Annotated in this window: 17 protein-coding genes and 1 tRNA gene; 7 read left to right on the top strand and 11 right to left on the bottom strand. The window is 34.9% G+C overall.

Annotated features, from left to right (window positions below):
- Positions 1–11 precede the first annotated feature (11 nt).
- On the bottom strand, positions 12–1,490 hold the full coding sequence (glpK, locus tag ACMAYX_RS13735; protein WP_412472059.1) for a glycerol kinase GlpK: 1,479 nt from the start codon (positions 1,488–1,490) through the stop codon (positions 12–14).
- Positions 1,491–1,528: 38 nt separating this feature from the next.
- Complete coding sequence (locus ACMAYX_RS13730) at positions 1,529–1,747, bottom strand: hypothetical protein (RefSeq protein WP_103218626.1); 219 nt, start codon at positions 1,745–1,747, stop codon at positions 1,529–1,531.
- Positions 1,748–1,800: 53 nt separating this feature from the next.
- On the opposite strand from ACMAYX_RS13730, the gene ACMAYX_RS13725 reads away from it, so the two are divergent.
- Positions 1,801–2,364 (top strand): TlpA family protein disulfide reductase, encoded by a 564-nt coding sequence (locus tag ACMAYX_RS13725; RefSeq protein ID WP_103218627.1) that lies wholly within the window; start codon positions 1,801–1,803, stop codon positions 2,362–2,364.
- On the opposite strand, the gene hutI is transcribed toward ACMAYX_RS13725, so the two are convergent.
- The 8 genes from hutI to ACMAYX_RS13685 are packed head-to-tail and all read right to left on the bottom strand — an operon-like array spanning position 2,357 to position 10,105.
- On the bottom strand, positions 2,357–3,583 hold the full coding sequence (gene hutI / locus ACMAYX_RS13720; protein ID WP_412472058.1) for an imidazolonepropionase: 1,227 nt from the start codon (positions 3,581–3,583) through the stop codon (positions 2,357–2,359). The two genes, ACMAYX_RS13725 and hutI, sit on opposite strands and share 8 nt — an antisense overlap.
- Positions 3,583–5,121: a histidine ammonia-lyase gene (gene hutH, locus ACMAYX_RS13715; RefSeq protein ID WP_103218629.1), complete on the bottom strand. Its 1,539-nt coding sequence runs from the start codon at positions 5,119–5,121 to the stop codon at positions 3,583–3,585. The genes hutI and hutH overlap by 1 nt, the downstream gene beginning before the upstream one ends.
- Before the next feature lie 17 nt (positions 5,122–5,138).
- Positions 5,139–5,792 (bottom strand): ribulose-phosphate 3-epimerase, encoded by a 654-nt coding sequence (gene rpe, locus ACMAYX_RS13710; RefSeq protein WP_103218630.1) that lies wholly within the window; start codon positions 5,790–5,792, stop codon positions 5,139–5,141.
- A 23-nt stretch (positions 5,793–5,815) separates the two neighbouring features.
- Positions 5,816–6,760, bottom strand: coding sequence for a methionyl-tRNA formyltransferase (gene fmt, locus ACMAYX_RS13705; RefSeq protein WP_158246915.1), 945 nt, complete (start codon positions 6,758–6,760; stop codon positions 5,816–5,818).
- A complete protein-coding gene (def, locus tag ACMAYX_RS13700; protein WP_103218632.1) occupies positions 6,760–7,350 on the bottom strand; it encodes a peptide deformylase in 591 nt (196 codons plus the stop codon). Before def ends, fmt begins: the two co-directional genes overlap by 1 nt.
- Before the next feature lie 55 nt (positions 7,351–7,405).
- Positions 7,406–8,512: an LptF/LptG family permease gene (locus ACMAYX_RS13695; RefSeq protein WP_103218633.1), complete on the bottom strand. Its 1,107-nt coding sequence runs from the start codon at positions 8,510–8,512 to the stop codon at positions 7,406–7,408.
- Positions 8,509–9,216: a hypothetical protein gene (locus ACMAYX_RS13690; RefSeq protein WP_412472057.1), complete on the bottom strand. Its 708-nt coding sequence runs from the start codon at positions 9,214–9,216 to the stop codon at positions 8,509–8,511. Before ACMAYX_RS13690 ends, ACMAYX_RS13695 begins: the two co-directional genes overlap by 4 nt.
- A gap of 10 nt (positions 9,217–9,226) precedes the next feature.
- Complete coding sequence (locus ACMAYX_RS13685; RefSeq protein WP_103218635.1) at positions 9,227–10,105, bottom strand: hypothetical protein; 879 nt, start codon at positions 10,103–10,105, stop codon at positions 9,227–9,229.
- A gap of 140 nt (positions 10,106–10,245) precedes the next feature.
- On the opposite strand from ACMAYX_RS13685, the gene ACMAYX_RS13680 reads away from it, so the two are divergent.
- Together ACMAYX_RS13680 and ACMAYX_RS13675 are read left to right on the top strand one after the other, a co-directional pair.
- A complete protein-coding gene (locus ACMAYX_RS13680; RefSeq protein WP_103218636.1) occupies positions 10,246–11,271 on the top strand; it encodes a hypothetical protein in 1,026 nt (341 codons plus the stop codon).
- Positions 11,272–11,367: 96 nt separating this feature from the next.
- Positions 11,368–13,353, top strand: a complete 1,986-nt coding sequence (locus tag ACMAYX_RS13675; protein WP_103218637.1) for a hypothetical protein — start codon at positions 11,368–11,370, stop codon at positions 13,351–13,353.
- 35 nt (positions 13,354–13,388) lie between these two features.
- Here ACMAYX_RS13675 and ACMAYX_RS13670 read toward each other — a convergent pair whose 3' ends face one another.
- A complete protein-coding gene (locus tag ACMAYX_RS13670; protein ID WP_412472056.1) occupies positions 13,389–14,849 on the bottom strand; it encodes a hypothetical protein in 1,461 nt (486 codons plus the stop codon).
- A gap of 127 nt (positions 14,850–14,976) precedes the next feature.
- Here ACMAYX_RS13670 and ACMAYX_RS13665 point away from each other — a divergent pair, with 127 nt between their 5' ends.
- The 4 genes from ACMAYX_RS13665 (at position 14,977) to pth (ending at position 18,496) form a co-directional block, all read left to right on the top strand.
- Positions 14,977–16,779 (top strand): transglycosylase domain-containing protein, encoded by a 1,803-nt coding sequence (locus ACMAYX_RS13665; RefSeq protein ID WP_103218639.1) that lies wholly within the window; start codon positions 14,977–14,979, stop codon positions 16,777–16,779.
- A 71-nt stretch (positions 16,780–16,850) separates the two neighbouring features.
- Positions 16,851–16,926 (top strand) — tRNA-Gln (locus ACMAYX_RS13660).
- Between the two features lie 29 nt (positions 16,927–16,955).
- On the top strand, positions 16,956–17,903 hold the full coding sequence (locus ACMAYX_RS13655; RefSeq protein WP_368667187.1) for a ribose-phosphate diphosphokinase: 948 nt from the start codon (positions 16,956–16,958) through the stop codon (positions 17,901–17,903).
- 11 nt (positions 17,904–17,914) lie between these two features.
- Positions 17,915–18,496: an aminoacyl-tRNA hydrolase gene (gene pth / locus ACMAYX_RS13650; protein WP_392994059.1), complete on the top strand. Its 582-nt coding sequence runs from the start codon at positions 17,915–17,917 to the stop codon at positions 18,494–18,496.
- The last annotated feature ends 2 nt before the right edge of the window (positions 18,497–18,498 follow it).

Below are 18,498 nucleotides of genomic sequence, written 5' to 3'. Positions count from 1 at the left end.
CCCCTAGTATTTTAAAAATTAATTTGAATATATTTATCCCAAAGTTTCTTCTTGTAGTCGAAGTATTCGCTGTTAGCTGAAGAAGATTCGAAGAATGATTCTTTTTCCCATTGTTTACTAACATCATCGATTGTCATAAGACCTGCACCAATTGCAGCCGCGAGGGCCGCTCCGTAAGAAGTTGTTTCAATAACTTTTGGTCTTGTAACATTTACTCCTGAAATATCGGCTTGGATTTGCATTAGAAGATTATTTGCTACGGCACCGCCATCAACCTTAAATTCTTCGAGGTTACTACCCATGTCGCTTTTCATTGCTTTGATAAGATCATTGATACTTAAAGCGATTCCTTCAAGGGCCGCTCGACAGATATCGTTAGTGTCAGTTGCACGAGTCATTCCAACTAATGCAGCTTTTGCATGTGGTTTCCAGTATGGAGATCCAATTCCTGTGAAAAATGGAAGAAGAATGAGATCTCTGATTTGATTTAAGTCTTTGACTGCATTCGCCTTATCTTCTGTCTGAGCTGCATTATCGATAATTTGGAGATTGTCACGTAACCATTGTACACAGGCTCCAGCTATATAACATGAACCTTCAAGAGCGTAATATGTCTTACCTTGATACTTATAGGCAACAGTAGTTAATAGGCCATGTTCAGAGTACTTCTTTTCTTCCCCAGTGTTAACTAGCATGAAGGCACCTGTACCATATGTACATTTTCCTGTTCCTTTTGTGAAACATGCTTGTCCAAATAAAGCAGCTTGTTGATCACCTAATATTCCATTTATTGAAATACCATCTGGCAGAAAATCTAAACCTTTTGTTGTTCCAAAATCACATATTGATTCACATATTTCTGGTAAGTCATTTTTAGCAACGCCTAAAATTTCACAAAGGTTAGTATCCCAGTCACATGTATCTAAAGACATCAGAAGAGTTCTAGAAGCGTTAGATACATCTGTTTTAAATGAGTCACCATTAGTTAAACGGTAAAGTAAGAAAGTATCAATAGTCCCAAAACGAAGGTCGTGATTCTTATGTGCTTCTTTTACGTACTGATTATTATTTAATAACCAATGAATCTTAGTTCCAGAAAAATATGGGTCGAGAGGCAGGCCAGTGATTTTCCTAAAACTGTCTTCGTGTGTCTTCATAGAATCGCAAAAATCTGCGGTACGACGATCTTGCCAGACAATGGCCTTTGCAAGTGCTTCACCTTTTCGATTGAATGCACATGTTGTTTCACGTTGATTTGTAATTCCAATAGAAGCAATGTTATTTGGATCAATATTATTTCTTTTAAGAACAGTTTGAACTGTACTCTTAACGCTCTTCCAGATTTCATCAAGATCGTGTTCAACCCAACCAGTGTTAGGAAAGTACTGTTTAAATTCTTGATTTTCTTTATCAACAAATTTGAAAGTTTTGGCGTCGATAATAGTAGCAGTGGTACCAGTAGTACCTTGGTCTAATGATAAAATATACATTTTTACTCCAGTATAAAGAGTTAAATAATAGTAAAAAGCTATTCAGTTAATTTTACACCGGGGTTGTGGCCTGGGTAATTACGCACGATGCTGTTAACAGCAATTTCCCATTGTTTTGCTAAAAATGAGTTACTACCCTTTAGAAGTGAAACCGATAGACCGATTAAGATAACAAGTAAAAAGATGAACTCGACAAAGGTTTGCCCAGCTTGATTAAGAATATTTTTCTCTAGCTCTTTGTCTTGTGTTTTTTGCATAGTGCAATCTTACCTAATTAAGTGTATAATACCATTCTAACTGGGGTTAAGAGTTGAGTATACAAAGAAAAAAATTTCCATATAAGATCATTCTGGTAGCTTGTGTACTGGTTTTAGGATCGTTATTTGTAACTGATGACAGTTTTACGACTGCTAAAGTTGCAGGTGTGGATGTTAAAAAGATTCAACATTATGAATCGATGCTCGTTCGACCAGATCTAAAATCAACTGAAGGCAAAACTTTTAAGAAAGAAGAACTTTCTAAAGGTGTTGTTATCCTGAACTTTTGGGCAAGTTGGTGTACTCCATGTCTTGAAGAATTTCCAAGTTTAGTTAGCCTACGTTCTGAGATCAAAGACCCTAAGCTAAAGATCATTGCAATTAATTCAGACGAAGGTCAAAAGCAGCTTAAGAAAATTAAAGATGTCGTTAAAAAGTATAAAGTTAACTTTGATGTTGTAAAAGATGGTCAAGGTAAGTTAACAGATGCATTTATGGTCTCTGCCATCCCTGTTTCTATTGTTTACAAAGATGGCCGTGTCGTTGAAGTTGCAAAGGGTTCTAAAGACTTCAATTCGGAAGAATTCAAAGAAAAAATTCGCGAATGGCTTAAATAGAATTCTTATCTACCGCTAGATTTCGTCCCCAATTATAAGTAATTTCAGAAATCGTATTTGTTTTAAATATACTAAAACGAGGCTTAAATCTTTTTATGATTGCACCTTGATCATACTTTCCAACTGCAGCAGCAGCATTTAAAGTAATTCCGGCCCACATTTGAGTCATGTTAATTTTGTACATTGGTGCACAAATTGAAGCTAATAGTAGTAGGTTATCGCAATGGCAAGATCCTGGATTATAATCAGATGCAATTGCCAACTTACACCCACCATCTGCTAATTGCTTTGCATCAGCTTTAGGTTTTCCTAAGAAAATTCCTGTTCCAGGAAGTACTGTTGCAACTGTTTTTGATTCAGCTAACTTTTTAATTCCATCTTCGGTTGTACATAGAAGGTGATCCGTACTCAGAGCACCTAGTTCGCAAGCAAGTATGGCCCCTTTATTATCATTAAATTCATCGGCATGAGTCTTTAATGGTATTCCGTACTCTTGTGCAACAAGTGCAAGTTTTTTCACATCTTCAGAATCGAAATAGCCTTGCTCATGAAAGATATCAACACAATCAATAATATTAAGAGGTGCTACTTCATGAAGTAAAGGAATTACGATTTCATCCATGTATTTTTGTGTTGAATCGTAACTCTTAGGAAGAGCATGTGCAGGCATGAATGTATTAAAGATTTGTATATCAGGTGCAAATTCTTCTTTTAGTTTTGCAATTAACTTAGTCATTCTTAATTCACCTTCAAATGAAAGTGAATAACCAGATTTTACTTCAATTGTACCTACACCGTAACTAGCGATTCGTTTGATTCTTTCTCGACAACTATCAAGAAGTTGCTCATCACTTGTATTATTTGTCCCATTTGAAGTCGCAACAATACCACCACCGGCCTTAGCAATTTCTTCGTAGTCAGCACCATTAAGTCTCATTTGGTATTCATTGGCACGATTACCACCAAAAATTAAATGAGTATGTGAATCGACTAACTCGGGAGTAACAACATAACCTTCAAGGTCTTTTACTGTCTTCGCTTTCTTTAGATACTCTACAGGAATATTTTCGCTATCTCCAACCCATACGATTTCATCTTCTTCAAATACAATTGCACCATGCTGAAGTATTGAGATATCTTCAGCAAGAAGATTGCGGCCGTCTTTTTTTTGGGCCGCTTCAAGAGTTAGGATTTCGTTAATATTCTTGTAGATGATCATTATTGTAATTTTCCTGTATGCTTCTCAACTGCACGTAGTAATTCACCATTTGCAATAAGAGCTTCGATATTATTGATATCGCGATAGAAAACTCTATCTTCTACAATTTTATCAACAGACTTTCTGATATGTGAAATTAACTCTTCAATTGCAGGTGAAGATTTAAGAGGGCGATGAAATTCAATAGCTTGCGAGTTACAAAGTAGTTCAATTGCTAAACATTTCGTAGCATTCTCAATAACTTCATGAAGCTTACGTCCTGAAGTTACACCCATTGAAACATGATCTTCTTTATCTGTTGAAGTTGGAACAGAGTCCACACTTGCAGGATGACATAGGTATTTATTTTCTGATGTTAATGCTGCTGCTGTAACGTGAGCAATCATTAACCCACTATTAAGTCCTGATTCAGGAGTTAAGAAAGCTGGTAGATCAGAGAAAGTTGGGTTCATCATTTTCTCAACACGTCTTTCACTGATATTACAAAGTTCTGCTACACCAATTGCTAGATAATCCATGGCCATTGCGATTGCTTCACCATGAAAGTTTCCACCTGAAATAACTTCATCTTCACCTAGAAAGATAAGTGGATTATCTGTAACAGCATTAAGTTCAATTCCTAAAACTTCTTTTGCATGAGAAAGAGTTTGTCTAGAAGCACCGTGGACCTGAGGTACACATCTTAGAGAATATGGATCTTGAACTTTTCCACAATCAACGTGTGAATCTAGAATTTCACTTCCAGCGATAATATTATTTACGTTAATGGCACTTGCAAGCTGACCTGGGTGTGGTTTTAAACCATGAATTTTATGGTCATATGCTCTAAGTGTTCCACGAACACCATCAAGAGTTGTTGCTGCACAAATATCAGCAATACGAACAAGGTTTTCAGTTTTCTTAATTGCTAGCGCACCAAGTGCCGCCATAACAGCTGTACCATTTATAAGAGCAAGGCCATCTTTTGGTCCAAGAACTACAGGCTCTTTCCCAATATCTCTAATAGCAAAGTCTGAGCGAACTTCTTTGCCACCGTATATAACTTCTCCTTCTCCAATTAATGCAAGTGCAATATGTGATAATGGAGCAAGGTCACCTGATGCACCAACTGAACCTTTTTCTGGAACAACTGGAATAATGTCATTATTTAAAAATGCGATTAACATATCGACAGCTTCAATTGAGACACCAGAAAAACCTGATGCAAGACAATTTGCTCTAAGAAGCATGATTGCTTTTGTGATTTCTTTTGAAAAAGGTTTTCCTACACCAGTACAGTGTGAGCGAATTAAGTTTACTTGAAGTTGAGCTAGGTCTTCCTTTTCAATATACTTATCTGATAAAGCACCAAAACCAGTGTTAATTCCATAAACAGGCTTTGCTTTATCGACAATATTTTGTACGTAGGCTTTTGACTTAACCATATTTTCACGAGCTATATCACTTAGTTTAACTTTAACAGTATCTTTTTTTGCAAATGATACTTCGTAAATATCGTCTACGCTTAAGCTGTGTCCATCAATAATAATTTCTTTCATCTTTTTATTCCTGTCTCTTATCTTAATGATTCTATTTGTGTTTGATATTGGTTTTTTTCTTTGCCAAAAATATATGATCCAGCAACGAGGTTGTGGGCACCTTTATCAAGACAAAGCTTTGCAGTGTCTTGGTTGATTCCACCATCGACTTGGATTTGTAATTTCAGGTTATGTTCTTCTTTCATTCTTTTAAGGTACGCAATTTTATCAAGTGAGTTTGGCATAAAGCTTTGGCCACCAAATCCTGGCTCTACTGACATAACAAGTAATAAATCAATTTCCTTCAGCAGTTCTAAAGGTATTGACTCAATATCTGTTGCTGGTTTTAGGGAAAGACCAATACTCTTGTAGTTATCGCGATATTTTTTGATCATTTCAAAATGATCACATTCGATTTCGTAGTGATAAGTTATATTCTCAATGCCTGAATCTTTTAACGCTTCAAAATGAAAAGCTGGATTTGTTACCATTAAATGTACATCGAGCGGGATATTTGTAATTTTCTTAATTTGTTTAATCACTGGAATTCCAAATGTTAAATTTGGTACAAAGTGACCATCCATTACATCTAAATGCAGCCAAAGATCCTTAACATCTTCTATTACTGAGATATCAGATATTAGGTTTGTAAAATCAGCTGCTAAAATGCTTGGTGAGATGATTGTTTGCATCTAAATCTCCTTAGCAAATATCGTTAAGAAATTTTGAAACTATCGTATTTGTTAGTAAGTCCGTTGACAGCATCTGTATCACGGCATGCTTTCTTACCTTCAAGTTGAATTACATCTAGTCTGATTGTTGCGTCTTTACATCCAACTAAGATCTTGTTGTCTGCAACTTTAACTTCACCAGCTTGAAGTCCCAAATTATCATATTTAGAAATTTCAATGACTTTTAGACGTTTTTCATTCAAGAAGCAGTAAGTACCTGGCCAAGGTTTAAGTGCTCTTACTTGATTGTGAATTGTATTAAAGTCACATTCATTAAATTTAATATGGCCGTCTTCTTTTTTTAGAGTAGGTGCAAAGCTTACTTTTGCTTCATCTTGCTCATATGAAGTCACTTTGTCATCTAACATATCTACGATGAAGTCGTTAAGTGTTAATGATGCTGCAAACTTTAGACGAGTATAAAGTTGTCCACCAGTCTCTTCAAAAGCAATATTGATTTTTGATTCTTTGACAATATCGCCCGCATCCATTTTCTTAACCATTCTTTGAATTGAAACACCTGTTTCAGTATCACCGTTTAAAAGCGCGTATTGAATAGGAGCTGCTCCTCTATATTTTGGTAGGAGAGAAGTGTGGATATTGAAACAACCAATTTTAGGTTTATTTAAAACTTTTGATCCAAGGAATTGGGCAAAAGCTAATACGAGATAAAAGTCTGCATCAACTTCATCTAAAAGTTTAAGAAGCTCTTCATCCTTGTTTATATTTTCTGTTTGATAGAAATTGATTCTATTTTCTTTGCAATAAGTAATAACAGGAGGGGATTGAAGTTTTTGTCCTCTTCCTGCAGGTCTATCTGGCATACTAATGACAAGTTTCAGATCAATTTGTGGATGATTGGCCAGAAGTTCTAAACTTGGGCATGAGAAGTCTGGTGTACCAAAGAAAACTGCCTTAAGTTTTTTCACTATCTACCCTTAACCCTTTTCATATATCTCTTCGTTAAGAAGTTTCTTTTAAGAGTTGAAAGCCTTTCAAGAAAAACAATTCCATCGAGGTGATCATTTTCGTGTTGAATACATACTGATAGCAGTCCATCAACTTCTAGCACTTGCTCATTACCTTCGATATCTTGATAAGTTACTCGAATTTGTTCTGAACGTTTTACTTCTTCATAAATCCCAGGAACTGAAAGGCATCCTTCTTCATAAAGAATTTCACCCTGAAGTTTTTCAATTTTAGGATTGATAAAAATTCTCGGATTGAAGTTTGATAATTCTTGATCTTTTGTACCATCAGCACGAGTAATTTCTTTGCTATGAAAATCAATATCCATGACAAAGATGCGATCTGAAACACCAATTTGTGGTGCAGCTAAACCAATTCCAGGGGCATGGTACATTGTAAAAAGCATATCCTTACAAAGCTTCTTTAGCTCGTCGTCAAACTTTTCAACTGGAGATGCCACCTTCTTAAGAACAGGCGCAGGGTAAGTATAAATCTCTAGTTTTTCACCTTCTAGAGTGTAATCTTTTAAAAATTCTTCTGATTTATTCATGGAATTCTTATAACATGTGTGCGGCGCACAAGTCCAGCTTTCCTCTATTTTTCATTTACGTTAAACGTCTGTTTTTAAAGAAGATAAGTCCGATGACTAAGGTGAATATAAAGGGAACAGAGAATGTTGCTAAGAACGGACTAATTTTCAAGTTTTTACCTAGCTCAATAAAATATGATTGAACTAGCCAATACATAATTGTGAACGCAAAAATAAATGCAACGCTTCGACCAAACGAACTATTACGTCTATTTGGATTGAATATACTCGTGGCCGCAATTAAGGCAAAGATAATGCAAATTAGTCCTTCCGAAATATGCATGTAGAACATAACAAGATATTCGTTTACATTGATTCCATTATTATTTAGCTGAGAAATATAATCATAAAGTCTTAAAAATGTGAGTGTTGAGATATCTGCTTCAATTTTAGCGAACTCTTCAATACTTTCATTCAAGGTGATTGGTAATTCTTCGATTCCAATTTTTGGAAATGATGGCGTTTCAAGCTCGTCAAAACTAGTTCCATTTGTTGGCCACCATCTCTCAGTTCGAGAGTCATAACTTAACATTTTATAAGTATCAATTTTCGTAAGTTCACGATTTTCACTATAGTGATAAATCGTTACCTCGTTTAAAGTATTGGTTTTCTTATCAAAGCTTGAAAATGCAAAGTAGTATTTAGGTGACTTGTACCAAATCTTTCCTGATTTAATTGTTGATGATGAAAGTCCTTTCTTTTTGAAAACTCTAAATTTTTCATCTGGACTGTCTAAGATACTAAATCTTCTCGAGTTAATATAAGGACTAATGTAAGCACTTAGAATAAATTGAAAAATTGCAATATAGATCGATGTTAGCAGTATATCTTTCAAGTAATTCTGACGAGAGTATCCACCAGCAAAAATTGCAACCAGTTCATTTCTACTTTTTAGTTTATTGATTGAAAATAAACTTCCTATCAGACATGAAATTGGAATTACCTTTATGAGAAAACTAGGAAGTTGGATGAAATAACTTAGTAGTACTTCTTTAGCTGTAATATTTTCGCGTAAAAATCCAGTAATTAAATTTCCCAAAGAAAGCAATAGGAGAAGAACAACTGCCGAAGCAGCAAAAAATTTTAGCCATTCTCTTGTAATTAAGTTTCTTACTACGCTCATTTTACGATTTTATAAATTAAATAAATTAGAGGTTTAATTAATAACTTATTAAAAGTGAAATCTAAAGTTTTATTCTTTTGAAATAAGCTAACTATATGTGGTGATACTTCATAGTAACGATTAATGAAGACTTGTCCAAGTTTATAACTTGCTAATCCTGGCTTCAATCCTCTAAGTGTATCAAGTAGATCTTCATTATGTGGATATGCATGAGTAGCTAAATAACAATTTTTTGAACGTACATTAATCTTATCATATGCCTGCTGAAAGGCCTTCTTATTATGGGCCTGTCCTGATCTTAAAAATTTCCTAACGATTTGAGCATTTGCATGTTGATATTTGTATCCAATAGAAAATGCAATAAATTGCTGTAGACATCGAAGAGATTCACCGCGAAGTTTCGGGCTTTTATCATATGACTTAGCAAGATTCCAATAAGCTTGGCTTATCAAAAGTAGTTCAGAAATATCCTTTTGAGGATCAAACATCTTTGGAGTTAGATGCCTTTCAGTTGTTCGATTATATGCTGCTAAAATCCCAAGATAATGATTAAATTTCTCTACACTGTGTGGAATATCATTTTTTGCAACAAAGTCGAGAGCTTGTTTTAAAGTTTTCAAACGCTCAGTATAAGCATTCTTAACACCTTCATTAAGCTCTTCATCACCATCTTTAGGTTTGTTTTGGGGCTTCTTTGTTGCCATTATTTTACCCCTAGAAGCGATATGATACGGAAAAAGATGTTTCTTTGATGTCTTGTGCTACTTGTTTTAGCTCAATTGAATCTTCTAAACTAATATTTCTAATCGCGAAATTTAGTGTAAGTTTTGGTTGAATCCAGCTTAAGCCAAAACCTGATCCAGACTCCATTGCAATTTTATCGTCATACATTCCTGCACGTAAGTAAAAGTCACTAAGTACTTTGAATTGAATTGCCGCGCGCCAAAGAGAATGCTCTGAGATCTCCTCATTATAGTTTGCACCAGCATCAAGCATAAGTGAGATGTATTGTTGAAACTGGTATTGCATACCAAGCACTGCTTTCGTGTTATTTGGAGATTTTTCAAATGGATCCATTGCTACAAGTCCAAGTGAAAAGTTTTGTGTAATAGCGTGGAAAACACCAATATTTAATTGTTGATACTCAATCTTTTCCTTCACTCCTAGATATACATCTTCACGTTTCATATCCTGGTATGTGAAACCTAGTGCAGACTTTCGACCGATAGTAGAGGCGAAAGAAGTCGAGAGTTGTTTATAGTTTTCATCTCCACTCTTTGCTTTTACATAAGAGATTGAGCCCTTTAGAGCTTTTGAACTATCAGAAGCAATAACTGCGTAATTAGTTGAGTCTCCTAGAGGGGAGTCGTTCATATCGGTATTATCTGCTTTTGTTTGTTCAAGATATAATGAAGACATATTGAAAAAGGCTATTGGTGCAGGATTTAATACTGTAGCTTCATCCATTAATAAAGAAGCAACACCAGCTCCACCTGTGGACTTTAATCGTGTTGTTTTATAGTCCATTATTTTTGCAGATGTATTAAATTGAATTACTAATAAAGTTACAATTAATGAAAGTATTTTAGTCATGTAATATCCTTATTTATAGTCTAATTATAATCATATTTTCGAAATTCGTCATTTATTAGTGATTGACTAAAATACTCAATGTTTTAGTTGTTACGACGAGAATATTTTTTGGTATTATAAGGTGGTAATTTAGGAGATTTATGAAAGTAATAACTATATTGGCAACTGTATTAAGTTTAAATGTTTTCGCAGCAATTCCATCTTTAGAAGGATTAATGAGAAACTCTTCAAATAAGGAATTAGATAAAGAACTAGTTGTTGCTCACGTTGTTGTAAAACGAGTCGCAGCAGATGAAGAATTTGCAACGAGTGAAAATGTGGTTACGAATTATTTTAAATACATGTTTATTACTGCAGAAAACGAAAAAGATTATAAGAAATCTTTAGTTATTAGATATGATGATTCTTCTTATCAAGTATCGGGGGTTTCTAATGTAACTGCATATGAAAATCTTGATAGTCTGTTTGGTAAAGACACGACAAAAGATATTCTTCAAAGTTCAATCCTTAGCTACACATTCAATAGTTCATTTGGTTTTAATAAAGTTTTTAAGGCAATAGAGCCAAGTTATAAATCTAACTCTGATTTGATTAATAAGGAAAAGGCTTCTTTAATTGAAGATTACAAAACGTTTCTTGTTAAAAAGAAAGACTATGAGAAAAAAGCCAAAGAGTATGAAGAGTCTGTTGGCGAAGCCCCTGTGTCACCACTTGAGTCTGATAATGATCAAAAACAAGCACAGTTAAAAAGTATCATGAACTCTTCTTTATATAAGGGAAGTAATAATTTAAAACTTGTTAAACGCAATAGAGAATTTGTTTGGGCAATTCAGCTTGATAATATCAAAGGTGAGTTTAAAAATGAAAACCATCAATTAATTTATTTAGATCTAAATACAGATAATGGAAGTTATTCAATTGTTCCAAAAAGTTTTGTTACTTACAATGGTCAGTATACTTTACCAAAGTACATTGAAGTTACGACATCTGATTACCGTTACGAAATAGAAATACCAACATACTATCTTCTAAACTCGACAAATAAGACGATTGCCGATCGAAATCGTGAATACGTAAAGTATCTTGAGCGAAATCAACAAAGACAAGGTACTCAAGTTAATATCGAGGGACAAGAAATTCAGGAAAATATTAATTTATTATTCTAGTTAAGTATTTGTAATTACAGACAAGTAACTAATAGCCTTTAAGTATTTATAAAATTATCCGATATGACTTAAGCGATACTTTAAGTAGGGTAATATATGAAAAAGGCAAATCAATTAAAGTTTTTAATTTGTACACTAGCTCTGGCTTCTACACAGGCCAAGGTAGTATTTTCAGGAATGGGTTCAAGTGGAACTCGTAGTACAAATCAATCAACGGCCGGAACAGTTACAGTTTCATCATCGAGTCAGTCAACAACGATTGAATGTCGTAGAGATGATGCGGTTTCATATGGGTTTATGAAAACACTCCTTTTAGGAGATACTCCAAGTTATACAATTGCAAATGGAAAAATATTGGTAAATCTACCAACTAGAGTTTCAGCGTGTATTAAAGACATAAGTGCGCAAGCTATTACAAACCCTGTTGATAATAATGTTTACTTGAAGTTCAATGTGAAAATTGATTCTAGCCAATATCCTGCTGGTACTCAATCAATCGAAAAAGAATATGAAAAATGTATGGCCCACTTAGCTGGTGGAGACTCTTCATTTTATACTGTCGATAAACTAAGAGAAAAAGGTTATCTTGCATCACCTGTAACACTTGATACAGATCTTCCTGATATTGATACTAATAGAAATTCTGAATTAGTTATCGCCTCTACGAATAAAGATTTCGATTATAAAAATGATATGCCGTTTGGATTAGCAAATGTTGCGCAACATACATCTTTTAGTGATCCGTCATTCAATTGTATGGATTATGCAAAGCCTGCTGAACAAAAAGTAATGGCAAATAAAACTAATGAATATGAACTTCGTGAAGAGGCTATTGCTGCTTGTAACGGAAAAAATCTTACTGATATTTCGAAAAGTCTTAAGAAGCTTAGAAGTGACTCAGGTGGAAACTATGATGATCTAACTAGAATTCTTTCTGGTATTCAACATCAACTTATCAATGAAGAAGTTGAACAAATGGTTTCAAGAATGGAGCAAATTGAAAGTGATATTTCTCCTTCTGTTGAAGATGTTAAAGAAGGTGATAAGTTTGGTGTAAGCAAAGAAGCGAGAAAGAAGCTTCTTCAGGAATACGCAAATCACATGAATAAGTTTTCTAAAGAATTACTTCCAGCTATGAAAGAAGAATTAAAGCACTTAATGGAAGAATATGCAGAGCTAGGTGATAGCGAGGCAGATGAAAGACGTAAAGATCAAATTAATGAATCAATTGAAAAGATTAATGACGTTATTGCTAAGTTTAATCGTCAAAATGAAAATGGTGCTGAATATAAGAAAGTTGTTGAAGCACTTCGTGAAGGCAATATGCAAACTTCAGGTAGAAAGATTTTATCTGGAATTATTCTTGCTCAAGAGTTTTCACATGTAAAACTTGAAGGGACTAATAAAAGAAATGTTGAAGAAGCTGAAAATAATAGTGAGAGAAGTATTGCTCGTCTTAAGCAAGGTACGCTTGCTGATTGGGGTGACGAAGCTCTAATCAGGGCCGGTGACAATTCTCCAATTAAGAGACGTCAGCAAATTCTTAAAGGTATTCAACAAAGAGCTTCTAAAGATCGTCAAAATTATATGACTAAGCTAAATGCTTATGATGATTACATCCAACAGTATGCTCAAGATCTTGCTAGTAGTTATTGTACATCAGGTGGTAGCTACGAAGATTGTATGACTGTTAGAAGTACTTATCTTCCATACATCTATAACCAGTATAGTTCATGGAAGCAAAACTCTTATCAAGATTATAACCAATCTTATAATGCAAAATACGGAGCTGCCTATAATGAGCAGAAAAGCATACTAAGTCGCTTTAATGGTCTTTATAGTAATTACAAGTTAAATGCTATGCAAAACCAATTAGCAGGAGCAACAGCGAGTAGTCCGTTTGATTTATGGACAGGAGCTGACACTTCTTATTCTTCTGGTATTCCTGGATTGAATTTTGATTTCAATGGGGCCGCTGGTGGAAACTTTAACAATAATAATGGTTGGAATAATAATTTTAACTTAATGCAACCACAACAAAGAACACCTAGCAGTTCAACATGGACTAATCCATATCGATAAAAAAAAGGCTTCCAATCGGAAGCCTTTTTTATTTCTTAAAACTTAATATCTGCACCAAGATAAATTAGGTAAGTATCATTTGTTTCGTTAGGAGTCGCAGTATTTGAGAATGCGTAGTAGTCGCCAACGAAGAAATAACCTAGGTTTGCATTTAGTGTTACTGAAGTATTCCACTTGTAAGAGAAGTTTGAATCAATTTCAAATCCTAGATCATCTGCTTGATCTGCTGCCGCAGTAAATCTCTTGTTCTTCTCATGGTTAATTGCATCTGAACCAGCTTCAGCAACTTTATCGGCTTTTGCCCAAACAACAGAGTTAGTCCAAGACCAAGTTCCTGAATCATATCTGTGAGCAAATTTTGCATAAGAAGTATTTGCAATACCCGAATTAAATACGTTTAGATCAGTATTTGCAATGGCCGCTAAGTTATAGCGAAACATGATATTTGCAATTTGAAAGTTAGGGTTAAGATACATTGCTCCATAAGTTTGGTTATCTGCATCTGAACCTGAAACCATACCAAAATCAAGATGAAATGAGTGATTTGTGTTTAACTTATAAGTGTTATTAAGTAGGAATGCTTTTGCATCAACTTCAGTATCTGTAACACCAGGGTAGATTTCACCCATATCACCAGTCATTAATGGAATTTCTGCTTCAACAGTGTATTTGCCGAAAGTCTTCTTAAGGTAAAGGTCGATCATTGTTACACTAGTTGCACCAAGATCAGTTAGAGATGTATCACCATCTACATCAGTTTCAATTCCAGATGCAGCTCCAGAAGTGTTCTTGTTGTAAAGAGCTCCGAAAGTGAATTCCTTGTCTAGGTTTTCATAAAGTAATGAAATCCCCATCTCTTTTACACGACCAGTTTTTGTAAGGTTATTTGCTTTGATTTTTGAGTAGTAAGGAGAGAACTTAAAGTTACCGATCTTGAAATCAATTGTAATCCCATCTCTCATTGAAGCAAATCTTGATCCTGGAGCATTTCCATCATTATAAATTGCACCCATACCCCAGTTAAACTTTTGGCGACCTACTGTATAAGTTGCTGTATCAGAATAAAATACTGCATTGGCCTGAGTTAGGTTCACAGGATTACTTGTTACTGTATTGAAAGAGTAGCGAGCATTTGCATATGAGTTTAATGGATCTTGAGTCTTTGTTCTTCCATCATTTGAAGAATCACCAAAATTTCCACCGTATCCATAACCTGAAGTTAGTTCAGCATTAATCGTTGTTGAGTCATTTACAATGATTGTTGGCTGAAGCTTAAAAATATAAGTTTGAAAGTTTGATGAGTCAGGATCAGCATCTGTCATATCAAATGCTTGGTCACCATTATCAAGTGGTCCAGCACCTTGCTGAACTGAACGATTATAATCACCTAAAGAATGTAGGTCTGTTTGTAGTTCACCATGCCAGTCAATTGGTAGTGCCAGAGTAGAAGTAGCTAAAGTGGCAAGAATTGCGGCCTTATTTAAGTTGTTTAACATAAGTTGTTATTCCTTTTATAATTTAACAAAATTGTACTGAAATAATATAAGATGACTTTATATAACGTCAAAAAAATAGGTGTATTCAAAGGTGCTTAATAAACGAATAAAGATATTATTATTCTTGATGGTTGGATTATTTGGCTTGTGTGTCATTTATTCCATAAATACAATCAATGACGCAGACTTAACTCGAATTATTACTCCTAAAACACCTGATACGAATTCGAAAACCATTCTTTTTGAAGAGGGAAGTTTTGTTAAGAAACGTGACTTCTTATTTTTTAAGGCCAATTCACGTGATGAGAGATTTAACTCTGTCTTTTTTGAGAAGTTTGACGATGAAAAGAGGTCAATTCTAAGTGTGAAAGAAAGCTTCGAGTTAAATTCTATTAGAAGTAATGATTGTAATTACAACCGCTGTCTTCAATATAAAATTAACTTTTATAATATTCCTATTATCTTATCTAAAGGTCTTATTGGTATTGAAGATTTTCGTTTTCTTGATCACATAGGTATTGATTATATTTCTATCATTCGTGCGATAATTGCAGATATTAAAGCTGGTGCTCTTGTACAAGGTGGATCAACACTGACACAACAACTAGTAAAGAATATCTATTTTACAAATGAGAAGTCATTTAGCAGAAAGATTAAAGAAGCTATCCTGGCCGTTTATATTGATTTTAAATTCGATAAGTCAGCAATTCTAGAAGCTTATTTCAACGAAGTGTATTGGGGAAGTCTTGGTGGAATTAGAATAAAAGGTGTGAACACAGCAGCTGTTTTATATTTTAATAAACCTATTTCTGAGTTAGATCCTTATGAATCAGCTATATTGGTCTCAATGTTAAAAGGGCCAAGTTATTATCATCCTATCTATCGTACAGATCGTCTTAGAGGGCGTGCTGATTTTATTTTTAATAAATTACAAAGCTTAGATCTTTTTGATCAAAACACAGATTATCAGTGGTCTGATGAGAAGTGGGAAAATTGGAAAAAACAATTATCTGTTTTTCAAGATGACTCATTTTATGAAGCGATATATTTGACATCGACTCGAGTTAATAAAGATCCAATGCTTAGTGAATTTCGATTTTTTAAAACAGTCTTAGCTTCTAAAAATCTTTTAAGAGATCTGAAAGGGATCGAAGAGAACTTGGCGGTTAAAATTGCTTTTGGAAATCCAAAGCATAAAAGTTTCTACTATTCTAAATTTGAAAGAAATGTTGATAAGGCCTTCAAAGAGGAACGTCATGGTGTAGGTTCAACACTAAAGCCAATCCTGTTTCAAATATACCTTGAGCAGGGCCATAAAATAGATGATTTAGTTTCAACGGAGCCGATAACTTTAGATCTTGTTAGTGGAAAGTGGACACCCTCGGAATCTCATACACCTTCTGCGAGTGAGTACCCTATTTCTCAAGCTTTACAAGAGTCCTTAAACAATCCAGTTGTTAGACTGGCCCATGATATTGGTTTTGAAAAAGTTGAAGTTATATTGAAGGATAAGATTAAACATCTTAAAACACCGTTGGCCCAATATCCTGCCCAGCTTCTTGGTGCCATTGAATTATCAGTTGATGAGCTCTATCAATTATATGAAGACTTTATGCTTGCGCAATGTCGAGTAGGGGCCGGAGTGTACGAGTCTCTTGCAGATCCAAATCAAACGACAATTAGAAGAATGGTAAAACCAGCGCTTAAGCAACAACATTTCTTCGGGAAAACAGGAACATCAAATAATGGTTTTGATAATCTCTTTGTCGGTTATGATGGACATGATCTTTTTACGATCTGGGTCGGTTATGAAGGTGTTCGTACAAATAAGAAAGGTTTAAGATTATACGGAAGTACGACAGCTTTCAGACTTTATCAGGAGATTATTCTGTATTCAGGCCAACGAATTGCGTCTTTGGCATGCGAATAAGTAGGCAAATTTAAAAATTTCTTGTCAAAAATAAGAAACTAGCTTATATATTACATACAAATCTACATTGCTGGGGTATCGACAAGTGGCTAAGTCAGCAGATTTTGATTCTGCCATTCGAAGGTTCGAGTCCTTCTACCCCAGCCATTTTCTCACGGATCAGAGAAAGGAATAAGATCATGAAAAGGATCGTTCTCGTATCAGGCACGTCAAATCCAAAGCTTTCTTCCGATATCTCGAAAATCTTAGATGTTCCGTTAGTTGACCCCCAAGTTATTAAATTTGCCAATGGTGAAACATTTTGTGAAATCGAACAAAACGTTCGTGGTGCTGATGTCTTCATTATTCAATCAACATGTGCGCCGGTAAATGATAATTTAATGGAGCTTCTGATTATGATCGATGCTCTTAAGAGAGCGTCAGCGTCTTCGATTACAGCAGTTATTCCTCATTACGGATACTGTCGTCAGGATAGAAAGGCATCGCCGAGAACTCCTATTTCAGCAAAGCTGGTTGCCGATCTTATTACAGTTGCAGGCGCTAGTCGTGTTATTACAATGGACCTTCACTCTGGACAGGTTCAAGGTTTCTTTAATATTCCATTCGATAATATTTTTGCTTCTCCTGTTCTTCTTAGTCATATTAAAAGAGAACTTGTGACAGAAAATACGATCTTCGTTTCACCAGATGCTGGTGGAGTTGAGCGTGCTCGCCATTACGCTAAAAAGTGTAAGTGCGATATCGCTATGATCGATAAGCGTCGTACGGGAAAGAACGTTGCAAAGGCCATGAATATTGTGGGTGATGTAAACGGTAAGGACTGTATCATCTTAGATGATATGATTGATACTGCAGGAACACTTATCGAAGCTTGTAATGCTCTAAAAGATAATGGTGCAAGAAGTGTTGTGGCATGTGCTACGCACCCTGTATTTTCTGGGCCTGCTATTGAGCGCATCAATAAAGCAGAATCTTTAAATAAGGTTCTTGTGACAAATACAATTCCTCTGAGTAAAGAGGCGCGTGAGAGTGGAAAAATAATTTCTGTCTCGGCCGCTGAAATATTGGCCAAGTCGATTCATCGCACGTTTAATAACGACTCAGTTAGTTCATTATTTTTATAAACGGGTAACCTATGAATTATTTAATTGTTGGACTTGGAAATCCAGGTTCAGAATATAAAGGTACCAGACATAATATTGGCTGGGACGTAATGAATTTTATCAAGCCAATCAAGGACTTGCCTTTTAAAGAGAAATTTAAAGGAATTTGGTCTTCGTTTGAAACGGATGAAGATAAGTTCTACGTGTTAATGCCTCAAACTTATATGAATCTAAGTGGTGAGAGTGTTATTCCTTTTGCTCAATACTTCAAAATCGAACCAGAAAATATTTTAGTTATTCACGATGAATTAGATTTACCGTGGGGAACTATTGCCTTTAAAGATGGTGGTGGCCTTGCGGGTCACAATGGTCTTAAGTCAATTGCAGGACAATTAGGTCATAACAATTTTAAGCGCTTACGTATGGGGATTGGACGTCCACAACATGGAAGTGTATCTGATTGGGTTTTGGGCCGCTATTTTGGTTCGGAGGCTGACTTTATTGACGATTACTTAGAAAAAGCTTCAAAAGCCGTTGAATGTTATGTAAAAAGTGGCTTTAAAACAGCGATTCAAAGATATAAAAAGAAACAATTACTAGATTTAAGTAAATAGAT

It is taken from the genome of Halobacteriovorax sp. RT-2-3, from assembly GCF_047085075.1.
Classification (GTDB): domain Bacteria; phylum Bdellovibrionota; class Bacteriovoracia; order Bacteriovoracales; family Bacteriovoracaceae; genus Halobacteriovorax_A.
The sequence above is the reverse complement of the archived record's forward strand: the minus strand, read 5'-3'. Positions and strand labels throughout refer to the sequence as shown.